Here is a 19403-nt window from a genome sequence, read left to right on the forward strand (position 1 = left end):
TCAGCGGGAGTCCAGCACGCCGACGCCGTCGAGCGTGGACTGGGCGGGTTCGTGCAGCAGGGTCGGGTCGCGCTGCAGGTACGCCTTCGTCTCCCGGGCGATCAGGCCGGCGCAGATCACCAGCCCGATCAGGTTCGGCAGCGCCATCAGCCCGTTCATCACGTCCGAGAACGTCCACACCACGGACAGCTCGGTGGTGGCCCCGATGAACACCACGATGGAGAACACGATCCGGTACGGAGTCACCGCCCGGATGCCGATCAACCGCTCGATGCAGCGCTCGCCGTAGTAGGCCCAGCCCAGCACGGTGGAGAAGGCGAAGAAGACCACCGAGACGGTGACGATGTAGTGACCCCACTCGCCCAACCCCCGGTCGAAGGCCTCGGCCGTCATCGCCGCACCCTCCAGCCCGCTGGTCCAGGACCCGCTGACCACGATCACCAGCCCGGTCATGGTCACCACGATGATGGTGTCGATGAACGTCTGGGTCATCGAGACCAGACCCTGTCGCACCGGGTGCCGGGTCTGTGCGGCAGCCGCGGCGATCGCGGCCGAGCCCAGGCCGGACTCGTTGGAGAACATCCCCCGGGCCACACCGAACTGGATCGCAGCAGCCACTCCGGCACCGATGAACCCGCCGGTCGCGGCCGTGCCGGTGAACGCATCGGTGAAGACCAGGGCCAACGCTGCCGGCAGGTCGGCGACGTCCAGCACCAGCACCAGCAGACCGCCGACCACGTAGAGCACGATCATCAACGGCACGAACCCTGCGGTGACCCGGCCGATGGTCTTGATCCCTCCGATCAGCACTACCGCCGCGAACACGGCCATCACCACCCCGGAGACCCAGCCCGGGACGCCGAAGCTGTCCTGCACCGAGGAGGCCACCGTGTTCGCCTGGGTCATGTTTCCGATGGCGAAGCTGGCCAGCACGGCAAAGACCGCGAACAGGATGGACAGCACCAGCCCAAACCTGTTCGGGATGGCCCGTGCCAGGTAGTACTGCGGCCCGCCGGACATGTTGCCGCGCGCGTCCTTGGTGCGGAACCGCACGCCCATGAACGCCTCGGAGTACTTCGTGGCCATCCCCAGCAGTCCGGTGACCCACATCCAGAACAGGGCTCCGGGGCCACCGAGGTAGATGGCGGTGGCCACTCCGGCGATGTTGCCCACGCCGACGGTCGCGGCGAGGGCGGTGGTGAGTGCCTGGTAGTGCGAGATGTCCCCGTGCGAGCTCGCACTCTCGTCCTTGCGGCCGATGAGCGCGAGCCTCAGGGACCGGCCGAGCTTGCGCAGCTGCAGTCCTTGCAGCCGGATGGTCAGGTAGATGCCCGCACCGAGCAGCAGTGGGATGAGCAGCCACGGACCCCACACGAAGGCGCTCGCCGCGTCCAGGACCGATTCCAGCGTCTCCACATGGGGGAACACGGTAATCGTGACGTGAGTCACAGCGCAGCGGATGCCTCGGTGTGTCGCAACACCTGATCATGTGCGAGGGTCCATGCGCCCCTGCCCTCCAGGCCCCGACGGGCGGACCGGCAGCAGACATGCCACGGTGGAACCGGTGCGGCGCCGAGCCGACGGGAGCCGACCCACCGGGGTGAGGGCCGCCACCGTCAGTCGAAGGAGGCGAGGGCATGGCAGCGCGTGACGCCGGAGAGCGGGCCGCGCGGGTGATTGTGCTGGCGACCGGCGGGACGATCGCCTCAGCGGCCACCGACGGCGGGGGAGCAGTGGCGCAGCGCACCGCGGCAGAGCTGCTCAAGGCCGCCGGACCCGCCGGTGTGGACGTGCAGGCCAACGACCTGATGAAGGTCGGTTCCTACCTGATGACCCACCGGGACATGCGCACCATCGCCGCGGCCGTGGCCGCTGAGGTTGCCCGCGAGGACGTGCACGGGGTGGTGGTCACGCACGGCACCGACACCATGGAGGAGACCGGCTACCTGCTCGACCTGGTGCACGAGTCGGAGAAACCGGTGGTGCTCACCGGGGCACAGCGCTCCAGCGACGCAGCAGACACCGACGGGCCGAGGAACCTGCGTGAGGCGATCACCGTGGCCGCCTCGCCGCAGGCCCGTGGGTGCGGGGTGCTGATCTCCTTCGCCGGGAAGGTCTTCGCCGCGGCCCGCACCCGCAAGTTCCACACCCTCACCCCGGAACCGTTCGCCACCGCCGGTGGTGGACCGATCGGGCGGGTTTCCGCCGAGGGCGTGCGGATCACCACACGCCCCGTGCGTCCCGACCCGCTGCCGCCCCTGGACGAACGGTTCGACTCCGTGCGGGTGGATGTCGTACCGGTGTACCCGAACGCAGATGCAGCGCTCGCCGAGGCGGCTGTAGCCGCCGGGGCGCAGGCGGTGGTGCTCGCCGGTTCCGGAGCGGGCAACGGCAACCACGCGATGCTCGCCTGGGTGAAAGAGGCGGTGCGCACCGGCACGGTCGTGGGGCTGTCCACCCGGGTGCCGGACGGTCCGGTGGTGCCCATCTACGGCAACGGCGGCGCGGTGGACCTGGTCGCCGCTGGTGCGCTGAACCTCGGGGCGGTGCCGTTGTTCCACGCCCGGATGCTGCTCGCTGCGCTGCTGTCCAGCGGCGCGGAGGTCGACGACGTACTGCTCGCCCCGTACCTGTGACGCACGGACCCACCCTTCGGCGGGCTGGTAGCAAGAGAGGATGATCGCACATGGCCAAGGAGATCTTCGTAGCGCTCGGGATCGACGTCGACGCGGTCGGCGGATGGTTGGGGTCCTACGGCGGTGAGGACTCCCCGGACGACATCTCCCGGGGGATGTTCGCCGGTGAGGTGGGCGTGCCCAGGTTGAACACCCTGCTGGCCAGGTACGACCTTCCCGCTACCTGGTTCTGGCCAGGGCACTCCATCGAGACCTTCCCGGAGCAGTTCGAGCTGGTGGTCGGCGCCGGGCACGAGATCGGCGTGCACGGGTACAGCCACGAGAACCCGATCGCGATGAGCCGTCAGCAGGAGTCGGACATCCTGGACTACTGCATCGACCTGATCGAGACCCGCAGCGGGCAGCGGCCCACCGGGTACGTGGCGCCGTGGTGGGAGTTCTCCCCGGTGACCAACGAGCTGCTCCTGGAACGCGGCATCAGCTATGACCACTCGTTGATGCACCGGGACTTCGAGCCGTACTACGTCCGGGTGGGGGACAGCTGGACGAAGATCGACTACGACAAGCCCGCCAAGGAGTGGATGAAACCGCTGGTTCGTGGCCAGGAGACCGACCTGGTGGAGATCCCGGCGAGCTGGTACCTGGACGACCTGCCCCCGATGCTGTTCATCAAGACCAGCCCGAACAGCCACGGTTTCGTCAACCCCCGGGACATCGGGCAGATGTGGCAGGACCAGTTCGACTGGGTCTACCGGGAGATGGACTACGCCACGTTCACCATGACCGTGCACCCGGACGTCTCCGGCCGGCCGCAGGTGCTGCTCATGCTGGAACGGCTGATCGAGCACATCAGCGGCCACGACGGCGTGCAGTGGGCGAACTTCCACACCATCGCCGAGGACTTCAAGCGGCGCCGCCCGCGTCGGTGATCGTGCTCTGCCGGCCGTGGGCCTAGAGTTGGATCCTCGGTGTTCGGCCGGCCTTCTACGTCGACACAGAGGGAGTCAGACTTGCGCGTGACCTCGGTGCTCGGGGCAGGGGTAGGTCTGGGCCTGATCACCTGGGCGATCATCCGTCCGCAGCCGGTGATCTATCTGCTCGGCGTGCTGGTCACCGTCGTCTCGTGCGGTGACCTGTTCGTCCGCTGGCGGCGTACCCGCGCTGAGCAGCGGGAAGGCCAGACGCCCGCCTCCCGCCGGGCGCGGTGGAGGGCAGGGGCACTGGCTGCTGGGCTAGGGGTGGTCGTGGTCGCTGCCCTGGTCGCTGTGCCGCTGCTGGCCCGCTGGCTGCCGACGAACCAGGGCGTGCTCTGGCGCTCTGCGGACTCCTACGGCGGACCGGTGGTGCACGCCGGGGCGCTCTACGCCACCTACTACCCGGAGGAGGGCCCGGGTGGGACCTCGCTCAACCGGCTGGATCTCGACGATGGTTCGCTCAGCCTGTCCATCCCAGGGCACGCCTACCTCACGTCCGAGGGCGACATCGTCGCGCGGGTGGCCGACACGATCCACTACTACGACCACAACGGGCAGCAGCAGTGGACGGCCGAGGTCCCGGGGGACGACGGGACTGCGGGGGTGTACGCGGCCCGGGAGGGGACTGTCGTGGTGGGACGGTGCAGCAGGGACCCCTCCGACGCCGTCGTCCTGGGCTGTCAGTTCGTCGGGATCGGACCGGGTGGGCAGCAGGAGTGGGACCGCGACCTGATGATCAGCGACGGGTTCATCGATGACGAGTTCAGCCGGGAGGCTATCGGCGCCCGCGCCCCGCTGCCTGAGGCCCTGAACCTTCGGCTCCAGGATGCCGACCGCACCTCGCTGATCGACCCCACCTCCGGTGCGGAGCTGGCGCGCTATCCCGGTGACGACCTGCTGCGGCAGCACGTGTACGGGCAGGTGCTGGTGGTCGCCAACGACCGGGACGGAGCCTGCACGCTCGACGGTTACCGGCTCGGCGACGGCACGCGCCTGTGGCACCTGGACCAGGTGTGCACGGACGAGGAGCTGATCTATCCGGTGGCACCCCGGCCGGCCCCGGCAGATCCGTCCATGGCCTATGTGCAGGTAGCGCCGGCCGGCTCGGACTCGATCGCCAGCGTGCTGGCGGTCACGCTGGCCGACGGGCAGGTGCAGGAGGTCGCGCCGCAGGAGCTGGCCGGACTGGGGATGAACGTGCAGGGGGAGCGCTGGTCGATCGAGGACGCCGTGGCCGGTGACCTGGTCTTCCGTTGGAACGGTCCGACCATCACCGCGGCCGAACCGGGCGAGGTGGATACGCGCTGGCAGGCGGAGGTGCCCGGTACCGCGGTGCGCAACGTCGTCGGCGGCGACTCGACCGTGGCCGTGGTCAGCTACGACCGCGACCCCGGTCACAACCCGCTCCAGCCGCCACCACCGGATGATGCCGCTCTGGGCGAGTGGCCCGCCTACGTGACTGTGATCGATGCCGGCAGCGGTGAGGTGATCTCCGCTACCCGGTTCGACGATGACGTGCGTGACGTCGTGGTTCCCGAACCGGGTCGCGCGTACGTCCAAGTGCACGGGGAGTCGGTGCTGGTCGGCGCGGACCGCCACTGATGCGGGATGGTGCCTCGGACCCCCTGATCGGTGAGCCTCTCGAACCATGTTCCCGGTAACGTCGATCTCGACCGGGTCTGCCACCGCCGGCGCAGTGCGGGTACCGGTCCGCATATGCTGAGCAGCACGGATCGAGGTGGCCGGGACGCCGCAGGCAGGACAAGGAGGGCGACATGACGGCCGGGAGCCCTGAGCGCCTGAATATCCGGCAGGTCGCCCAGATCGCCGGGGTCTCCCACATGACTGTCTCCCGGGTGCTGCGCGGTCAGCCGACCGTCAAGGAGTCCACCCGGCAACGGGTGCTCGAGGTCGTCAACGAGCTCAACTTCCAGCCGAACAGCGCTGCTCGGGCGCTCGCGAGCCGCCGGACCCGACGGATCGGGGTGATGATCGAGAACGGTAGCGCCTACGGTCCGCTCAGCACGCTGCGTTCGGTGGAGGAGGCCGCGCGTGCCGCTGACTTCTCCGTGACGTCCATCGCTCTGCTGGGCAGCGAGACGATGACGCCGGAGGACGCCATCGCGCACCTGACCGCCCAGGGGGTGGAAGCACTGTGCGCGATCGCGCCGCGGTCCTCATCGGTCTCCGCGCTGCGGCGGATCCGGATCGACGTGCCGGTCCTGGTGGTCAAGGCGGACCCCGATCCCACCTTCCTCACCGTGTCCGTGGACCAGCACGCCGGCGCGGAGCTGGTGGTGGACCACCTGGCTGCGCTCGGGCACCGGGATGTGCTGCACGTGGCTGGGCCCCTGGACTGGTTGGACGCCCGGGCGCGGGAACGTGCCTTCCATGTCCGCGCCAAGGAGTGGCGGATGCGCCAGCGTCCGATCGTGGTCGGCGACTGGACCGCCGACTTCGGCTACGACTATGCCCGCCGGCTGGAGGCGTTGCCCCCGTATACCGCGATCTTCGCCGGCAACGACGACATGGCGCTCGGTCTGGTGCACGGACTGTATGAGCGGGGCATCCGCGTTCCTGAGGACATCTCCATCGTGGGATTTGACGACGTCCCCGGGGCGCCACACTTCCTGCCCCCGCTGACCACTGTCCGGCAGGACTTCGATGCGCTCGGTGGGGCCGTCGTCGACGCCCTCAGCGCCGCCGCCGAGGGTCAGGAGATCCCGCAACGCACCCGGCTCAGCGTCGAGCTCAAGGTCCGGGCGTCCACCGCCGCACCCCGGGAGGCATGAAGCATGTCGCTGCGCGAGATCTGGTCCGGTCGGCGCGGGAAGCGCACCGGGGCTGCCTCGCCCACGTCCCGGTCCGGGACCGGCAGGGCGGGCAGCGGCCCAGTGGTGCAGATGACCGGCATCTGCATGGACTTCCCCGGGGGGCGGGCCCTCGATGAGGTCTCCCTGACCCTGCACGCCGGCGAGGTGCACGCCCTGATGGGCGGGAACGGCGCGGGCAAGTCCACCCTGATCAAGGTGCTCACCGGGGTGCACGCCGCTGCGGACGGGCAGATCGTGGTCGATGGCCGCTCCCGCACCTTCTCCGGGCCGGCGGACGCTGAGTCGGCGGGCGTCACCGCCGCCTACCAGGAGACCTTCCTGTGCACGAACCTCAGCATCGGAGAGAACGTGATGCTCGGCCACGAGATCCGTGGCCTGCTCGGCATCGACTGGGTCCGGACCCGACAACGTGCCGGTTCGGTCCTGGCCGAGCTCGGCATCGACGACCTCGATCCGAGACTGCCGCTGTCCGGCCTCTCCCCGGCGAGCCAGCAGCTGGTGTCCATCGCGCGTGCGATGGTCAGTGCGCCGCGGGTGCTGGTGCTGGACGAACCGACCTCGAGCCTGGAGGCCGGTGAGACGGCGCGGCTGTTCCAGGTGCTGGACCGGCTCCGCTCCCAGGGTGTGGCGATCGTCTTCGTCTCCCACTTCCTGGAGCAGGTGTACACGATCAGCGACCGGATGACCGTGCTGCGCGACGGTCGGGTGGTCGGGGAGTTCCTCACCCGGCAGGTGGAGCGGGCCGAGCTGATCTCCACGATGATGGGCAGCAGTCTCCAGGCGTTGCAGGAGATCGGTTCGCAGCGGCGGGACCACCGGGTCGAACCCAGCGACCAGCCGTGGTACCGGGCGATCGCCGTGGCGCAGCAGGGTGCACTCGAGGAGGTGGACCTGGAGATCTACGGCGGTGAGGTGGTCGGACTCGCAGGGCTGCGAGGCTCCGGGCGCTCGACGTTGGGCCGGCTGCTGTCCGGAGCCAGCCGTAGTGACTCCGGCACGGTGGAGATCGGTGGTCAGGCGATCCGCCTGCACAGTCCTGCGCACGGTCTCGCGCACCGGCTGGCCTTCGCCGGCGAGAGGCGCCGTCACGCAGGACTGATCGAAGAGCTCACCGTCCGGCAGAACGTCCTGCTGGCGCTGCAGGCGATGCGCGGCTGGCGCACCCCCGTGGCGCGAGGGGAGGTGGACGCATTGCTGGGGCACCTGCTCGAGCGGCTGGACCTGGACGCCGGAGCCGCAGACGCCACCGTCGGTGAGCTCTCCGGTGGCAACCAGCAGAAGGTGCTGCTGGCACGCTGGCTCGCCATCCGCCCGCGGCTCCTGGTGCTGGACGAACCCACCCGCAGCATGGACGTCGCGGCAAAGGTGCACGTGCAGGCGCAGGTGGCCGCCCTTGCGCGCGAGGGTGTCTCGGTCGTGTTCATCTCCTCCGAGCTCGATGAGGTGGTGCGGCTCAGCGACCGGATCGTCGTGCTGAAGGACCGCGAGGTGATCGGGGAGATCAGCAACGGACCCGGCCTGAGCGTCGACACCATCGTGGAGATGATCGCCGCCGACCGGGACGAGTTCTGACCCGAGCCGCAGCATGGTGGCAGGTCGTCGACAGGTCCTTGCCAGCACAAAATGTTCCCGGTAACATTCCAACACTGGCACTGAGTGGTGCCGCATGTTCATCAGTCACGACGTCAGTCGGGAAGACCTCAAGGAGGAGAGCGCATGACGAAGCGCACATGGCTCGGTCGGGCCATCGGGATCGTCGGGATGGGCGCGTTGGCGCTCGGAATCACGGCTTGTGGCCCGGGGGGCGACGGCGACGGCTCGGCAGGTGGCGGCGCCGGTGGTGACGATGAGCTGGTCACCGTCGGATTCGTCGCTGTGGGGCCGGAGGGCGCCTGGCGGGAGGCGAACGAGCAGAACATCCAGGACACGTTCAGCGAGGATGCCGGGTTCGAGCTGAAGTTCGCACCGGCAGCTAACTTGGACCAGGCCTCGCAGATCCAGGCCTTCAGCTCCTTCATCGACGAGGGTGTGGATGTGATCCTGCTGTCCGCCACGGCCGGTGCCGGCTGGGAGTCCTCGCTGCAGCGGGCCCAGGAGGCAGAGATCCCGGTCATCCTCATCGACCGGGGGATCGAGCCGGACAACACTGACCTGTACGTGACCCGGATCGCCCCGGACAACCTGGAGGTGTCCAGCTCGGTCGCGGAGTGGGCGCTCGAAGAGTTCCCCGACGGCGCGAACTACTTCGTGCTCGAAGGGCCAGCAGGCGTGTCTGTGGTCAACGAGCGCAACGAGGGTTGGGACGCGGTGATGTCCGAGCACCCCGAGTTCGAGAAGATCGGCGCCCAGACGGCGAACTGGTCCCGGGAAGAGGGACGCAGTGTGTTCGAGACCGTGCTCCGGGCGAACAACAACGACATCGACCTGCTCTTCGCGCAGAACGACGAGATGGGACTTGGTGCCGCCCAGGCGGTCGAAGAGGCCGGTCTGGTACCCGGTGAGGACGTGAAGATCGCTACCATCGACGGCACCCGGGCTGCCCTGGAGGCACTCGCGGACGGGCAGCTCACCTTCGTGGCCGAATACAACCCGATGTTCGGCGAGACAGCGCTGGAGACCGTCAACACCGTCCTCGACGGCGGGACCGTGGATCCGTACATCATCGTGCCCAGCGAGACGTTCGACTCGCCGGAGGCCGCGGAAGAGGCGTTGCCGGACCGTCAGTTCTGAGTGCGGTAGCCGGCTGAGGCCGGCCGACCCGCGGGGCACCCGGTCGTCGCCGGGTGCCCCCGGTCCGCCCGGCCGACGGCCGGCGAGCGACGGTGAGCGGGTGTTCGCACCCGTTGCCCACCAGTGAGGAAGACACATGACTGCAGCTGAGCCGATCGTCGAGATGCACGACATCTCGATCTCGTTCCCTGGCGTCAAAGCACTCGACGGCGTCGACTTCCGGATGTTCCCGGGCGAGGTGCACACGTTGATGGGTGAGAACGGTGCCGGGAAATCCACCCTGATCAAGGCCCTCACCGGCGTCTACCAGATCGACTCCGGCAGCATCGTCGTGGGCGGCCAGCGCCGCCAGTTCCAGGGCACCGGGGACGCTCAGGAAGCCGGTGTCGCCACGGTGTACCAAGAAGTCAACCTGTGCCCAAACCTGACCATCGGCGAGAACGTCATGCTCGGCAGGGAGGTGCGCGGGCGGGTGGGAATCAGCTGGAAGGCAACCCACCGGGCCGCAGCCGCAGCGCTGGCCCGGTTGGGCCTGGCCGACCTCGACCCGACCCGGCCGCTGGGTTCGTTGTCGTTGGCGGTGCAGCAGCTGGTCGCGATCACCCGGGGCACCGTCTTCGAACCGACCGTGCTCGTCCTGGACGAACCGACCTCGAGCCTGGACGCCAACGAGGTGGAGCAGCTGTTCGGGGTGATCCGCGGTCTGCGCGACCGCGGGGTGGCGATCCTGTTCGTGTCCCACTTCCTGGACCAGGTCTATGAGATCAGCGACCGGATCACCATCCTGCGCAACGGCCAGTTCCAAGGTGAGCACCTGACCGCCGAGCTGGACCGGTCGACGCTCATCTCCACGATGATCGGTAAAGACCTGGCCACGCTGCGCTCTCTGGACGCCCAGCGTGCCCAGCGTGAGCACGAGGAGGGTGCGCGCCCGGTGGTGCGCGCCCGAGGACTGGGTCGAGCAGGTGGGATCACGCCGACCGACCTGGAGCTGCAGCCCGGCGAGGTGGTCGGGGTCGCTGGCCTGCTGGGTTCTGGGCGCACCGAGCTCGCCCGGCTCCTCTACGGTGCGGACAGGGCTGACCGGGGCACGGTCGAGATCGACGGCCGCCCCGTCACGCTCACCTCACCTGCGGTCGGCCTGCGGCACGGCTTGGCGTACTCCACCGAGAACCGGCGGGACGAGGGAATCATCGCTGACCTCTCCGTGCGGGAGAACATCATTCTGGCGATCCAGGCGCAACGAGGCTGGTTGCGGCCGGTGCCGCGCAAGGAGCAGGACCGGCTCGCAGAGCGATACATCACCACCCTCAACATCCGTCCGGCGGATGCGGACCGGCCGATCAAGAACCTCTCCGGTGGCAACCAGCAGAAGGTGCTGCTGGGCCGCTGGCTTGCGACCAATCCCGACGTGCTGATCCTGGATGAGCCCACTCGCGGGATCGACGTGGGTGCCAAAGCCGAGATCCAGGAGCACGTCCTGGAGCTGGCCGGGGAGGGGATGGCGCTGGTGTTCATCTCCTCCGAGCTGGAGGAGGTCGTCCGGTTGAGCGAACGCATCCTGGTGCTCAAGGACCGGGAGAAGATCGCGGAGATCGAGAACGGTGCCGACGTGACTGCCGAGACGATCGTGGCCACGATCGCCGGCCACGACCAGAACGCGGAGGTAGTGGCATGACGCAGACCTACAGCCGGCTGCGCGCGGGTCTTGGTGCGCTCGCGCACAAACCGTACATCTGGGGCGTCCTGGGGATCGTGGCGCTCCTGATCGTGAACGTCACCCGGGACCCCGGGTACCTGCAGATCAGCGTGAACCCCGCGAACGGCTACCTGGCAGGCAACCTGCTGGACATCCTGCGGGAGAGCGCACCGATCGTGATGATCTCGGTGGGAATGTGCCTGGTGGTGGCCACCAGCGGCATCGACCTGTCCGTCGGGTCGGTGATGGCGGTCTCCGGTGCGGTCGCGATGGAGTTCCTGCAGGCCGCGAGCGCTCCCCAGTCCACGATGAGCGCGGCCATGGCACTGCTGCTGGCGCTGACGGTGAGCAGCCTGCTCGGGCTGGTCAACGGCGTGCTGGTGGCCTACGTGCGGCTGCAACCGTTCATCACCACCCTGATCACCATGCTCGCCGGCCGTGGTCTGGCCAAGGTGATCACCGGCGGGCAGAACACCAGCGCCAGCAGCGATGGCCTGGCGTGGATCGCGAACGGCCGGGTGCTGGGCTTCCCGGTCGTGGTCATCATCGCGATCGCGCTGGCACTCCTGATCGGCTACCTGGTGCGCCGCAGTGCCCTGGGGATGATGATCGAGGCGATCGGCATCAACGAGACCGCGAGCCGGATGGCCGGTATCAAGCCCCACGGCCTGCTGATCACGGTCTACCTGCTGTCCGGCTTGCTCGCCGGTGTGGCTGGCGTCTTCTCCACCGCCACGGTGATGACCGTGGACGTGTCGAACACCGGCTACCTGCTCGAGCTGGACGCCATCCTGGCGGTGGTGATCGGCGGGACGGCGCTCAGCGGCGGGAAGTTCTCCCTGGGCGGGGCGGTGGTGGGCGCGCTGCTGATCACCACGCTGGACAAGACCGTGGTGTTCCTCGGCGTGCCCTCGGCTGCCACGCCGGCGTTCAAGGCTGTGGTGATCATCGTGATCTGTCTCGCCCAGTCGTCCCGGGTGCGGGCGCTGTTCCGTGACCGACGTGGACCCGTCCGGATGAAGGAGCGTGTGGCGTGAGCACCACGACCCAGCAGCCGCAGCGCCGGCTCCTGACCTCGCTGGCCGACACCATCCGCTCGTTCGTCTCCGGCAGCCGGCTGCTCCGACTGAACGCGGCGGCCATGCCGACGGCGGCGGCTTTGCTGATCTTCGTGGTGCTGGTCACCTTCGGTCAGGTCCAGTACGGCGGGATCGTGGAGCTTGGCACGATCTCCAGCCTGTTCATCAACAACGCCTATCTGATCATCCTGGCTGTGGGGATGACTTTCGTGATCCTCACTGGCGGGATCGACCTGTCCGTCGGGTCGGTGGTTGCGTTGTCCAGCGTTGCCGGGGTGATGCTGGCCAATGCCGGGGTGAACCCGTGGATCGCTGTCCTGGTGATGATCGCGATCGGGACGGTGATGGGACTCCTCGCCGGCGTCCTGGTGGACCGGTTCGACGTGCAGCCCTTCATCGCCACCCTGGCCACCATGTTCCTGGCGCGCGGTCTTGCCTCCATGCTCAGCACCACGCCGGAACGGTTGGAGGCGGACTCAGCCATTCTCGGGATCGCCACCCGCCTGACCATCTACGACGGTCCCGGCGTGAACGACCTGGTCGTGCCGCCGTCGGTGATAATCGCGATCCTCACCGTGGTGGTGGCCTACGTCGTCCTGCACCGCACCCGCACGGGCCGCACCGCCTATGCCCTGGGCGCCTCCGAGCAGTCCGCCCGACTGATGGGTCTGCCGGTGGCACGCACCAGGGTCCTGGTCTACGTGATCAGTGGATCGCTCGCCGGGTTGGCCGCCGTGACGTACACGGCCAGGCTGGGCAGTGCGCAGAACGTCACCGGCATCGGGTGGGAGCTGAACGCGATCGCCGCGGTGGTGATCGGCGGGACCCTGCTCACCGGTGGTGCCGGCTACGTGCTCGGCTCGCTGATCGGCGCACTGGTGATCGCCCTGATGAACCTGCTGATCATCCGCGACGGGAGCATCCCACCGGAGTCGACGACCATCATCACCGGCGGGATGCTGCTTGTCTTCGTGCTGCTGCAGCGCCTGGTCATCGCCCGTCGACGAAAAGGCTGACGAGGCTGCTCCCCTTCGCCGGTGCGCGCTGCTAGGACCGCCGGGCCAGCAGGCTGAAGCTGTTCGGCACCCGGCCGTCCCAGGCAGCGACCGCATCCAGGTGCTCGGGCTTCCAGAACGGCTCCGGATGCTCGGCGAGGTGCTCGAGCGTGAAACCGGCGGCCAGCACGGCGGTGACGAGCTCGGCCAAGGTGTGCTGGTGCTCGGTGGCGCCTCCGGCGGGGAAGGTGTCGTTCACATGGCTGCGCGCGAAGTAGCTGCGGTCCTCCCGCACCCGGACCTGGCCGGGTTCCCAGGTCCACAACGGCACCAGCGGGTGCGCCTCGTAGACGAACAGCACCCCGCCGGGGCGCAGGATGCGACGCATCTCGGCAAGGAACGCCGCCAGGTCCGGCACCCAGATCAGTGCGCCCTTGCCGGTGTAGACCACGTCGACGCTGGCCGTGTCCAGTCCGCTGTCCGGCAGCTCGGCGGTCAGGTAGCGGCACGGCAGGCCGAGCTCCTCGGCGCGGCGTCGGGCAGAGGTCACCGCGGCCGGGCTGTAGTCCAGTCCGATCACCTCGGCAGCACCGAGGCGAGCCAGCGCTGCGTCGTCCACACCGTGACCGCTCATCGGGTGCGCCACCACCGCTCCTGCTACCGGTCCGGCGAGCAGCTGCTCCTCGACCGGCTCCAGCCGGGCCTCCCGAGCCTGCGCCAAGGTCTCGGCGTACTCCTCGAGGTACTTGCGGGACGCTCGGGCCCAGGCCTGCCGGGTCTGCTCTGCGCTCATGGCGGGAGTGTGCCGTGCCGTGGCTCAGGACGCCAACGTCATATTGCCGCTCCCTCCGGCGCGACCGGCGGGAGAGCATGCTGGTAGGTGAGCAGCAATGACCAGGGGCTTGGTTCGGCATCACCAACCATGTGCACCTGGAGCCGTTGAACGCCCTGTCGCAGCAGGGTGACCAGCTCGCGAGCACGTTGTCCGGCCTCATCCCGTTCGGCTTGGCAGCCCTGACGATCGTGTTCGTCCCGAACGTCTGGCTCGTGCTGTTCTGGACGGGTTATGCGTTCGTGTGGCTGGCCCTTCAGATCGTCACGTGGTGGATCCCGTACCTGTTCGGCGGTTCGGCCGAGCACTGGAGCGGCTACGCGGACACGCTGAGTGTGCTGCCTACCCTGGACGGGCGGCTCGGCCCGGATGTGCAGCACCTGGTGCTGCAGGTCCTGAGCCTGGCGATGGCAGTGATGCTGACCATCCTCACCAGCCGGCTCTGGCGGAACCGGCGCCGGCGGCAGACCGACCGCAGCGCGCCCGAAACCCCAGGCTGACCGGGACAGCTCACCGGCCCGGGCGGTCGTCGCTCGCCCGCAGCCCGCTGCGCCGGATCAGGGTGGCCGTGGCGGTGCCGGAGAGCACGTAGAAGGTGAGCATCACGACCGAGAGGCTCACCGCCGTCGCACCGACCACACCGAGCAAGGGGGCGGCCAGCGCCCCCGCCAGGCTCATGCTGGCCGTGAGGAACGCCGCGGCGGTGCCGGCCCGCGCACCGTGCTGCGACAGCGCGATGGACTGGCTGTTCGGGGTGATCAGCTGCTGGCAGGCGAGTGCGCCCCAGATCGGGAGCAGCAGTCCCCACATGCCGCCGGTGCCCGTGGCAGTGAGCACGGTCATCACCGTGCCGCAGGTGATCACCCCGGCCAGACCGAGCACCAGGACCCCACCGGTGCTCAGCCGGCGCAGCAGGACTGGGTTCACCTGGCTCATCCCGATCATCCCGATCGTGCCGGCGGAGAAGAGGAACCCGAACTCACCGGGCGCCAGCCCGAACCCGTCCTGCAGGATGAAGCTCATCCCGGACACGTAGGAGAACGACGCGGAGAACATCAGCGCCTGGGTGAGCAGCGCACCCATGTAGATGCGGTCCCGCAGCAGCCTGCCGACGGTCCCGAGCATCACCCGGGGCCGTGCGGGGATACGAGCCTCGACGGCGAGGGTCTCCGGCAGCGCCCACGCGCAGGCGCTCACCACGGTCAGCGACGTGCCGGCCAGCACCAGGAAGATGCCCCGCCAGCCGGTGACCGACATCAGGAACCCGCCGACGGCGGGCGCCAGCACCGGGGCGATCCCGGTGATCAGCATGAGCCGGGAGAACATCGTGGAGGCGCCCCGACCGGTGAACAGGTCTCGGACGATCGCCATCGCCGTGATCGCACCCGCCGCCGCCCCGAATCCTTGCAGCACGCGCAGCGCCAGCAGCACCTCGATGGAGGGCGAGGCGATCATCGCCAGTGAGGACAGCACGTGCACGCTCACCCCCACCAGCACCGGCCGTCGGCGTCCCAGGGTGTCCGAGAGGGGGCCGATCACCAGCTGTCCGGTGGCCATGCCCAGCAGCGACCCGGTGAGCGTGGCCTGGACCCCGGCGGTGGAGGCATCGAACTCCACCGCCAACGCCGGCAGTGCAGGCAGGTACATGTCGACCGTGGCCGGGCCGAGACCGGTCATGATGCCCAGCAGCAGCATCACCCGGAGCCGCTGCCGCCGGGACAGCTCAGGTCCGCGTTGGAGCAATGGTGGGCGGGGCGTCGGTAGCCTGCGGGAACGGCGGTCTCTCCGCCCCAGCCTGCGCGCATGCCGGCGCGCCGAGGAGGCGGGGGCCATGGTCCGGAGTATGCCAGCGCCCGCGGACAGGACGAAAACGACTGTGCAGCCGGCGGGCGCTGCTCGTGGCGCAGGCGTGGATGCTGGCGATCAGGGCGCCGCGGGGCGACCACCTCCCCGAGGCTGACAGAATCGCTGGATGAGCAGCGGTGGGAGCACTGGGCAGCGGCCCGCACAGTACCGACGGCTCGGCGGACTCACCTGGGCACACTTCCTCAACGACGGCGCCTCCAACTACCTGCCCGGCGTGCTCCCGGCGGTGCTGGTCACGATCGGTCAGCCGGTGCAGATGGCGGCGGTACTGGTGACGGCGCTGACGATCGGGCAGGCCCTGCAACCGGTCGCCGGACGGATCGCCGACCGGCTCGGTGGCAAGGCCCTGGTGGTGCTCGGTCTGGCGCTGGCCTCGGTGGGCGGCGGGCTGATCGGAGTGGTGCGCTCCACCGCGCTGCTGATCGTGTTGCTGGTACTGATCGGCGTGGGCAACGCGTTCTTCCACCCACAGGCAATCGCCAGCGTGCGGCAGCTGTTCAGCGGGCGGCAGGGCCTGCTCACCTCCGCCTTCCTGGTCGGCGGGGAACTGGGCCGCGGCCTGTGGCCGACGATCGCGAGCGTGATCGTGGCTCACCTGGGCCTGACCTACCTGTGGGTGGTGGCGGTGCCGGGGCTGGTGACGTTGCCGTTCCTGCTCCGCTGGCTGCCCGCGCTGCCGCCGAAGCCGCAGCAGGGCCCGGCGATCCGGCTCAGCGTGCACGCCCGGCCGATGAGCCTGCTGATCGCCTACCAGAGCCTGCGGATGGTGGGGATCTACGCGTTCGCCACATTTGTGCCGGTGCTGTGGGACCAGCGCGGCTACTCGCTGGTCACCGGAGCGTCGCTGATCACCACGATGATGACCGTGGGCGTGGTAGGAAACCTGTCCGGCGGTTACCTCACCGACCGGATCGGCACCCGTGCCACGCTGCTGATCTCCGCGGTCGGCACCGGGCTGCTCATCGTGCCGACCGCCTACCTGACGGGTCCCGGTGTGTGGGTGGTCTCCGGGCTGCTCGGGGTGATGATGTTCCTCACCGCCTCCACCACGGTGCTGCTTGGGCAGGAGATCTTCGCCGAGAACCCGTCGATGGGTTCAGGGATCGCGATCGGACTGGCCAACGGCATCGGGGCGGTGCTGGTGCTGGGTGTCGGCGCGTGGGTGGGCGACTCGGTGGTGCCGGTGTTCTGGGTGCTTGGCGTGCTCAGCCTCGCCTCGGCCGGTCTGGTGCCACTGTTCGATCGGCGGCTGCTGCGCTGACCCCACTGCCGCCACCCCATCCTCGAAAGTCAATAGAACCCGGGCACCGGTGCCCGATCCTCAGTGACCTTCTCCGACCGGTGTGGTCAGCGCTTCCTGCCGGCATTCGACACCGGGAGCTTGCCCCGGAGTCGGTCATAACGCCACTCCAGCTGCTGGCTGCGTCGCGGGACGTTCCCGAGCGCACCGGTGGCCGCGATGTACTCCTCGCCGAACCGGGCGAGCAACGTGTCATCCAGCCGGCGCACCCGGGTCACCGCTGTGGCCGTGTCCATCAGGCGGCGTACCTGGTCGCTGTCGACGCCCTCCAGCGCACGAGCCAGTGCCTCGATCGAGGACAGTCCGCACGCGTCGATGAGCTCGCAGGCGAACTGCATGCCCTTCGCGCTGGCCTCGCCGTCATCAGGGAACCGCTCGGCGAGGTAGGTACGCAGCGGTGCCGGCTGCACGGGGGTCTGGCGCCCGGTGGGCGGGCCGGCCGGATCGCCGCTGGGCGGCGCAGCCTCCTCGAGGGCCGCCGGAGGAGAGGACGGCGCGGTCGGGTTGGCCAGCACGCGGTCGATCGCCACGAACAGCTCGTCCAACGCTCGACGGGCGTCAGACGCCGCACCGAACAGCTGGTCGACGGTCGCGCGGTCGTGGTCGCTGATCGCCTGGTATGGCTGGCCCTTGTACCGCCGTGCGTGCTCGAACTCCGCCCAGGAGTGCGCCGCTACTGTCCGGAGCTGGATCTCCAGCCCTCCGAACGTGTCGAAGTACTGCGCGAGCCTGCCGCCGGCGATCAGCCATCCGGGTTCGACCCCTGCCCGCTCCCCGGTCACCACCAGGTGGCTGCAGTCGTAGCCCCGGCGGCTCTGGGGCTTGGCAGCACCGGGATTGTGGTTCTCCGCGATCTGGAACCGGTCGACCAGCAGTCTCTCGGCGCGGTCCCGATCGGTCAGCGAGTAGGTGATGATCCGCACCGCCACAGTGTCCGTGACGTCCTGGAGCGGGTCGGTGTACTGCTTGCGGCGGCACTTCTCCTGGAAGGACTCGATCTTCTTGGCGCGCGCATCGACTGCGTGCGCGCTGATCGCCGCCTCCGCGAGCAGTCGTTCGAGGTAGTGCTCCACCTCTTGTGCCGCCTGCGGGAGCCAGTCCCAGATCGTGACGTCGACAGTGGCCGCTGACTCCCCCATTGCTCCCCTTCGCGCTCTCCCTCACGGTGCGTTCCCACTGTAGGACTTCTCGCGGGCGCGGTCAGGAGAACTAGGGCACCGGTGACCACTGCCCGGTGGCCCTGTGCCCGGCAGCCCACCGGGGGAGCGAGGGTCAGCGACGTTCCAGCAGCACGAGAGTCTCGAAGTGCCCGGTCTGCGGGAACATGTCCAGCACCTGTCCGCGCACCGGGCGCAGGGACCGCATCCGCGCCAGGTCGCGGCCGAGGGAGTCCACGTTGCAGCTGGAGTACAGCACGTGCTGCACCCCGGACTGCTCCAGGTGGCTGGCGAGCTTCTCGCCGATCCCTCGGCGGGGCGGGTTCACCACCACCAGGTCTGCCACGTCACCCGATCGGGTGGCCAGGTGCGTGGCATCGCCGACGGCGAAGCTCACCTGGCCCTCCAGTCCCGCCTGGGCAGCGCTGCACCGGGCGCTGGCGACCGCCTGTGCACTGATCTCGAACCCGGTCACCTGCCGGCCAGGTCCGGCCAGGTGCAGCGCAAAGCCACCGACACCGCAGTACAGGTCCCACACAGTGCGCACCGGGAGGGCGCGGGTCCAGGAGACCGCCTGCCGGTACAACGCTGCCGCCACAGCAGTGTTCGTCTGGAAGAAGCTCTGCGGCCGCAGGTGCAGGCACAGCCCGTTCAGCTCCAGCGGTAGCGCGGAGGACCCGGTGAGCAGGATCTCCTGCTCCCCCTCGATCACCGCCGCGGGCGCTGGCTGCAGGTTCACCGAGGCGACCACCAGCTGCGGCAGTGCGGCACGCAGTGCCCGCAGGTGCTTGCGGATCCGGGGCAGCGCCTCTGTGGAGCGGAGCACGAACCGGACCATCAGCTCCCCGGTGGGGGACGCCGTCACCAGCACGTACTTGAGCTCTCCGCGGCGGGAGGAGACCTGGTACGGGGTGAGCTGCGCCGTCGTGATGAACTCCGAGAGGCGCGTGAGCGCCGCGACGATCGGCTCCTCGTGCAGGCTGCACCCACGCAGGTCCACTCCGGCCCGACCGGGGCCAAGGATGCCGAGGGTGGGGTGCGCCACAGTACCGCCGACCACCATCTTCGCCTTGTTCCGGAAACCGGACTCGGCGGAGGCGACCGGGGCAGCCCAGTCCAGGTCCGCACCCGCTGCGGCCGCCACCACTGCTCGGGCGCGGGAGTCCTTGTCCGCCAGCTGGACGGCATATCGGGTCTCGATGAGGGTGCACGAACGGCAGCGGTGGCTGTCGTAGTACCCACAGTGCACCCGCAGAGCCTACGCTTGCCGGTCATCGGCAGGACACCGGGCCCTCCGGCCG

General features: G+C 69.2%; 16 protein-coding genes. 11 read left to right on the forward strand and 5 right to left on the reverse strand.

The window, feature by feature from the left end:
* A complete protein-coding gene (locus K338_RS0106540) occupies nucleotides 1-1416 on the reverse strand; it encodes an alanine/glycine:cation symporter family protein (protein WP_022917376.1) in 1416 nt (471 codons plus the stop codon).
* A gap of 221 nt (nucleotides 1417-1637) precedes the next feature.
* On the opposite strand from K338_RS0106540, the gene K338_RS0106545 reads away from it, so the two are divergent.
* The 9 genes from K338_RS0106545 (at nucleotide 1638) to K338_RS0106585 (ending at nucleotide 12968) form a co-directional block, all read left to right on the forward strand.
* Nucleotides 1638-2636, forward strand: a complete 999-nt coding sequence (locus K338_RS0106545; RefSeq protein ID WP_022917377.1) for an asparaginase — start codon at nucleotides 1638-1640, stop codon at nucleotides 2634-2636.
* A gap of 50 nt (nucleotides 2637-2686) precedes the next feature.
* A complete protein-coding gene (locus K338_RS0106550; protein ID WP_022917378.1) occupies nucleotides 2687-3565 on the forward strand; it encodes a polysaccharide deacetylase family protein in 879 nt (292 codons plus the stop codon).
* Nucleotides 3566-3646: 81 nt separating this feature from the next.
* The gene (locus K338_RS0106555; RefSeq protein WP_157612268.1) at nucleotides 3647-5212 is read left to right on the forward strand and encodes a hypothetical protein; all 1566 of its coding nucleotides are present in this window, start codon (nucleotides 3647-3649) and stop codon (nucleotides 5210-5212) included.
* 173 nt (nucleotides 5213-5385) lie between these two features.
* Nucleotides 5386-6402 carry a LacI family DNA-binding transcriptional regulator gene (locus tag K338_RS0106560; RefSeq protein WP_022917380.1) on the forward strand — a complete coding sequence of 339 codons (1017 nt, stop codon included), beginning with the start codon at nucleotides 5386-5388 and terminating at the stop codon, nucleotides 6400-6402.
* 3 nt (nucleotides 6403-6405) lie between these two features.
* Entirely contained in the window at nucleotides 6406-8016 is a 1611-nt protein-coding gene (locus tag K338_RS0106565) for a sugar ABC transporter ATP-binding protein (RefSeq protein ID WP_022917381.1), read from the forward strand.
* Between the two features lie 144 nt (nucleotides 8017-8160).
* Nucleotides 8161-9174, forward strand: coding sequence for an ABC transporter substrate-binding protein (locus K338_RS0106570; protein WP_022917382.1), 1014 nt, complete (start codon nucleotides 8161-8163; stop codon nucleotides 9172-9174).
* Nucleotides 9175-9310: 136 nt separating this feature from the next.
* Entirely contained in the window at nucleotides 9311-10852 is a 1542-nt protein-coding gene (locus tag K338_RS0106575; RefSeq protein ID WP_022917383.1) for a sugar ABC transporter ATP-binding protein, read from the forward strand.
* Nucleotides 10849-11910: an ABC transporter permease gene (locus K338_RS0106580; RefSeq protein ID WP_022917384.1), complete on the forward strand. Its 1062-nt coding sequence runs from the start codon at nucleotides 10849-10851 to the stop codon at nucleotides 11908-11910. Before K338_RS0106575 ends, K338_RS0106580 begins: the two co-directional genes overlap by 4 nt.
* Entirely contained in the window at nucleotides 11907-12968 is a 1062-nt protein-coding gene (locus tag K338_RS0106585; RefSeq protein WP_022917385.1) for an ABC transporter permease subunit, read from the forward strand. Before K338_RS0106580 ends, K338_RS0106585 begins: the two co-directional genes overlap by 4 nt.
* A gap of 31 nt (nucleotides 12969-12999) precedes the next feature.
* On the opposite strand, the gene K338_RS0106590 is transcribed toward K338_RS0106585, so the two are convergent.
* On the reverse strand, nucleotides 13000-13740 hold the full coding sequence (locus tag K338_RS0106590; RefSeq protein ID WP_022917386.1) for a class I SAM-dependent methyltransferase: 741 nt from the start codon (nucleotides 13738-13740) through the stop codon (nucleotides 13000-13002).
* Nucleotides 13741-13871: 131 nt separating this feature from the next.
* On the opposite strand from K338_RS0106590, the gene K338_RS0106595 reads away from it, so the two are divergent.
* On the forward strand, nucleotides 13872-14279 hold the full coding sequence (locus tag K338_RS0106595; protein WP_022917387.1) for a hypothetical protein: 408 nt from the start codon (nucleotides 13872-13874) through the stop codon (nucleotides 14277-14279).
* 10 nt (nucleotides 14280-14289) lie between these two features.
* Here K338_RS0106595 and K338_RS0106600 read toward each other — a convergent pair whose 3' ends face one another.
* A complete protein-coding gene (locus K338_RS0106600) occupies nucleotides 14290-15612 on the reverse strand; it encodes a multidrug effflux MFS transporter (RefSeq protein WP_084480695.1) in 1323 nt (440 codons plus the stop codon).
* Nucleotides 15613-15751: 139 nt separating this feature from the next.
* Here K338_RS0106600 and K338_RS0106605 point away from each other — a divergent pair, with 139 nt between their 5' ends.
* On the forward strand, nucleotides 15752-16906 hold the full coding sequence (locus K338_RS0106605) for an MFS transporter (RefSeq protein WP_022917389.1): 1155 nt from the start codon (nucleotides 15752-15754) through the stop codon (nucleotides 16904-16906).
* A gap of 86 nt (nucleotides 16907-16992) precedes the next feature.
* Here K338_RS0106605 and K338_RS0106610 read toward each other — a convergent pair whose 3' ends face one another.
* Together K338_RS0106610 and rlmC are read right to left on the reverse strand one after the other, a co-directional pair.
* Complete coding sequence (locus tag K338_RS0106610; protein WP_022917390.1) at nucleotides 16993-18084, reverse strand: GTP pyrophosphokinase; 1092 nt, start codon at nucleotides 18082-18084, stop codon at nucleotides 16993-16995.
* A 133-nt stretch (nucleotides 18085-18217) separates the two neighbouring features.
* Nucleotides 18218-19351, reverse strand: coding sequence for a 23S rRNA (uracil(747)-C(5))-methyltransferase RlmC (gene rlmC / locus K338_RS0106615; protein ID WP_022917391.1), 1134 nt, complete (start codon nucleotides 19349-19351; stop codon nucleotides 18218-18220).
* Nucleotides 19352-19403: the final 52 nt, after the last annotated feature.

Source organism: Ruania albidiflava DSM 18029, assembly GCF_000421225.1.
GTDB lineage: Bacteria > Actinomycetota > Actinomycetes > Actinomycetales > Beutenbergiaceae > Ruania > Ruania albidiflava.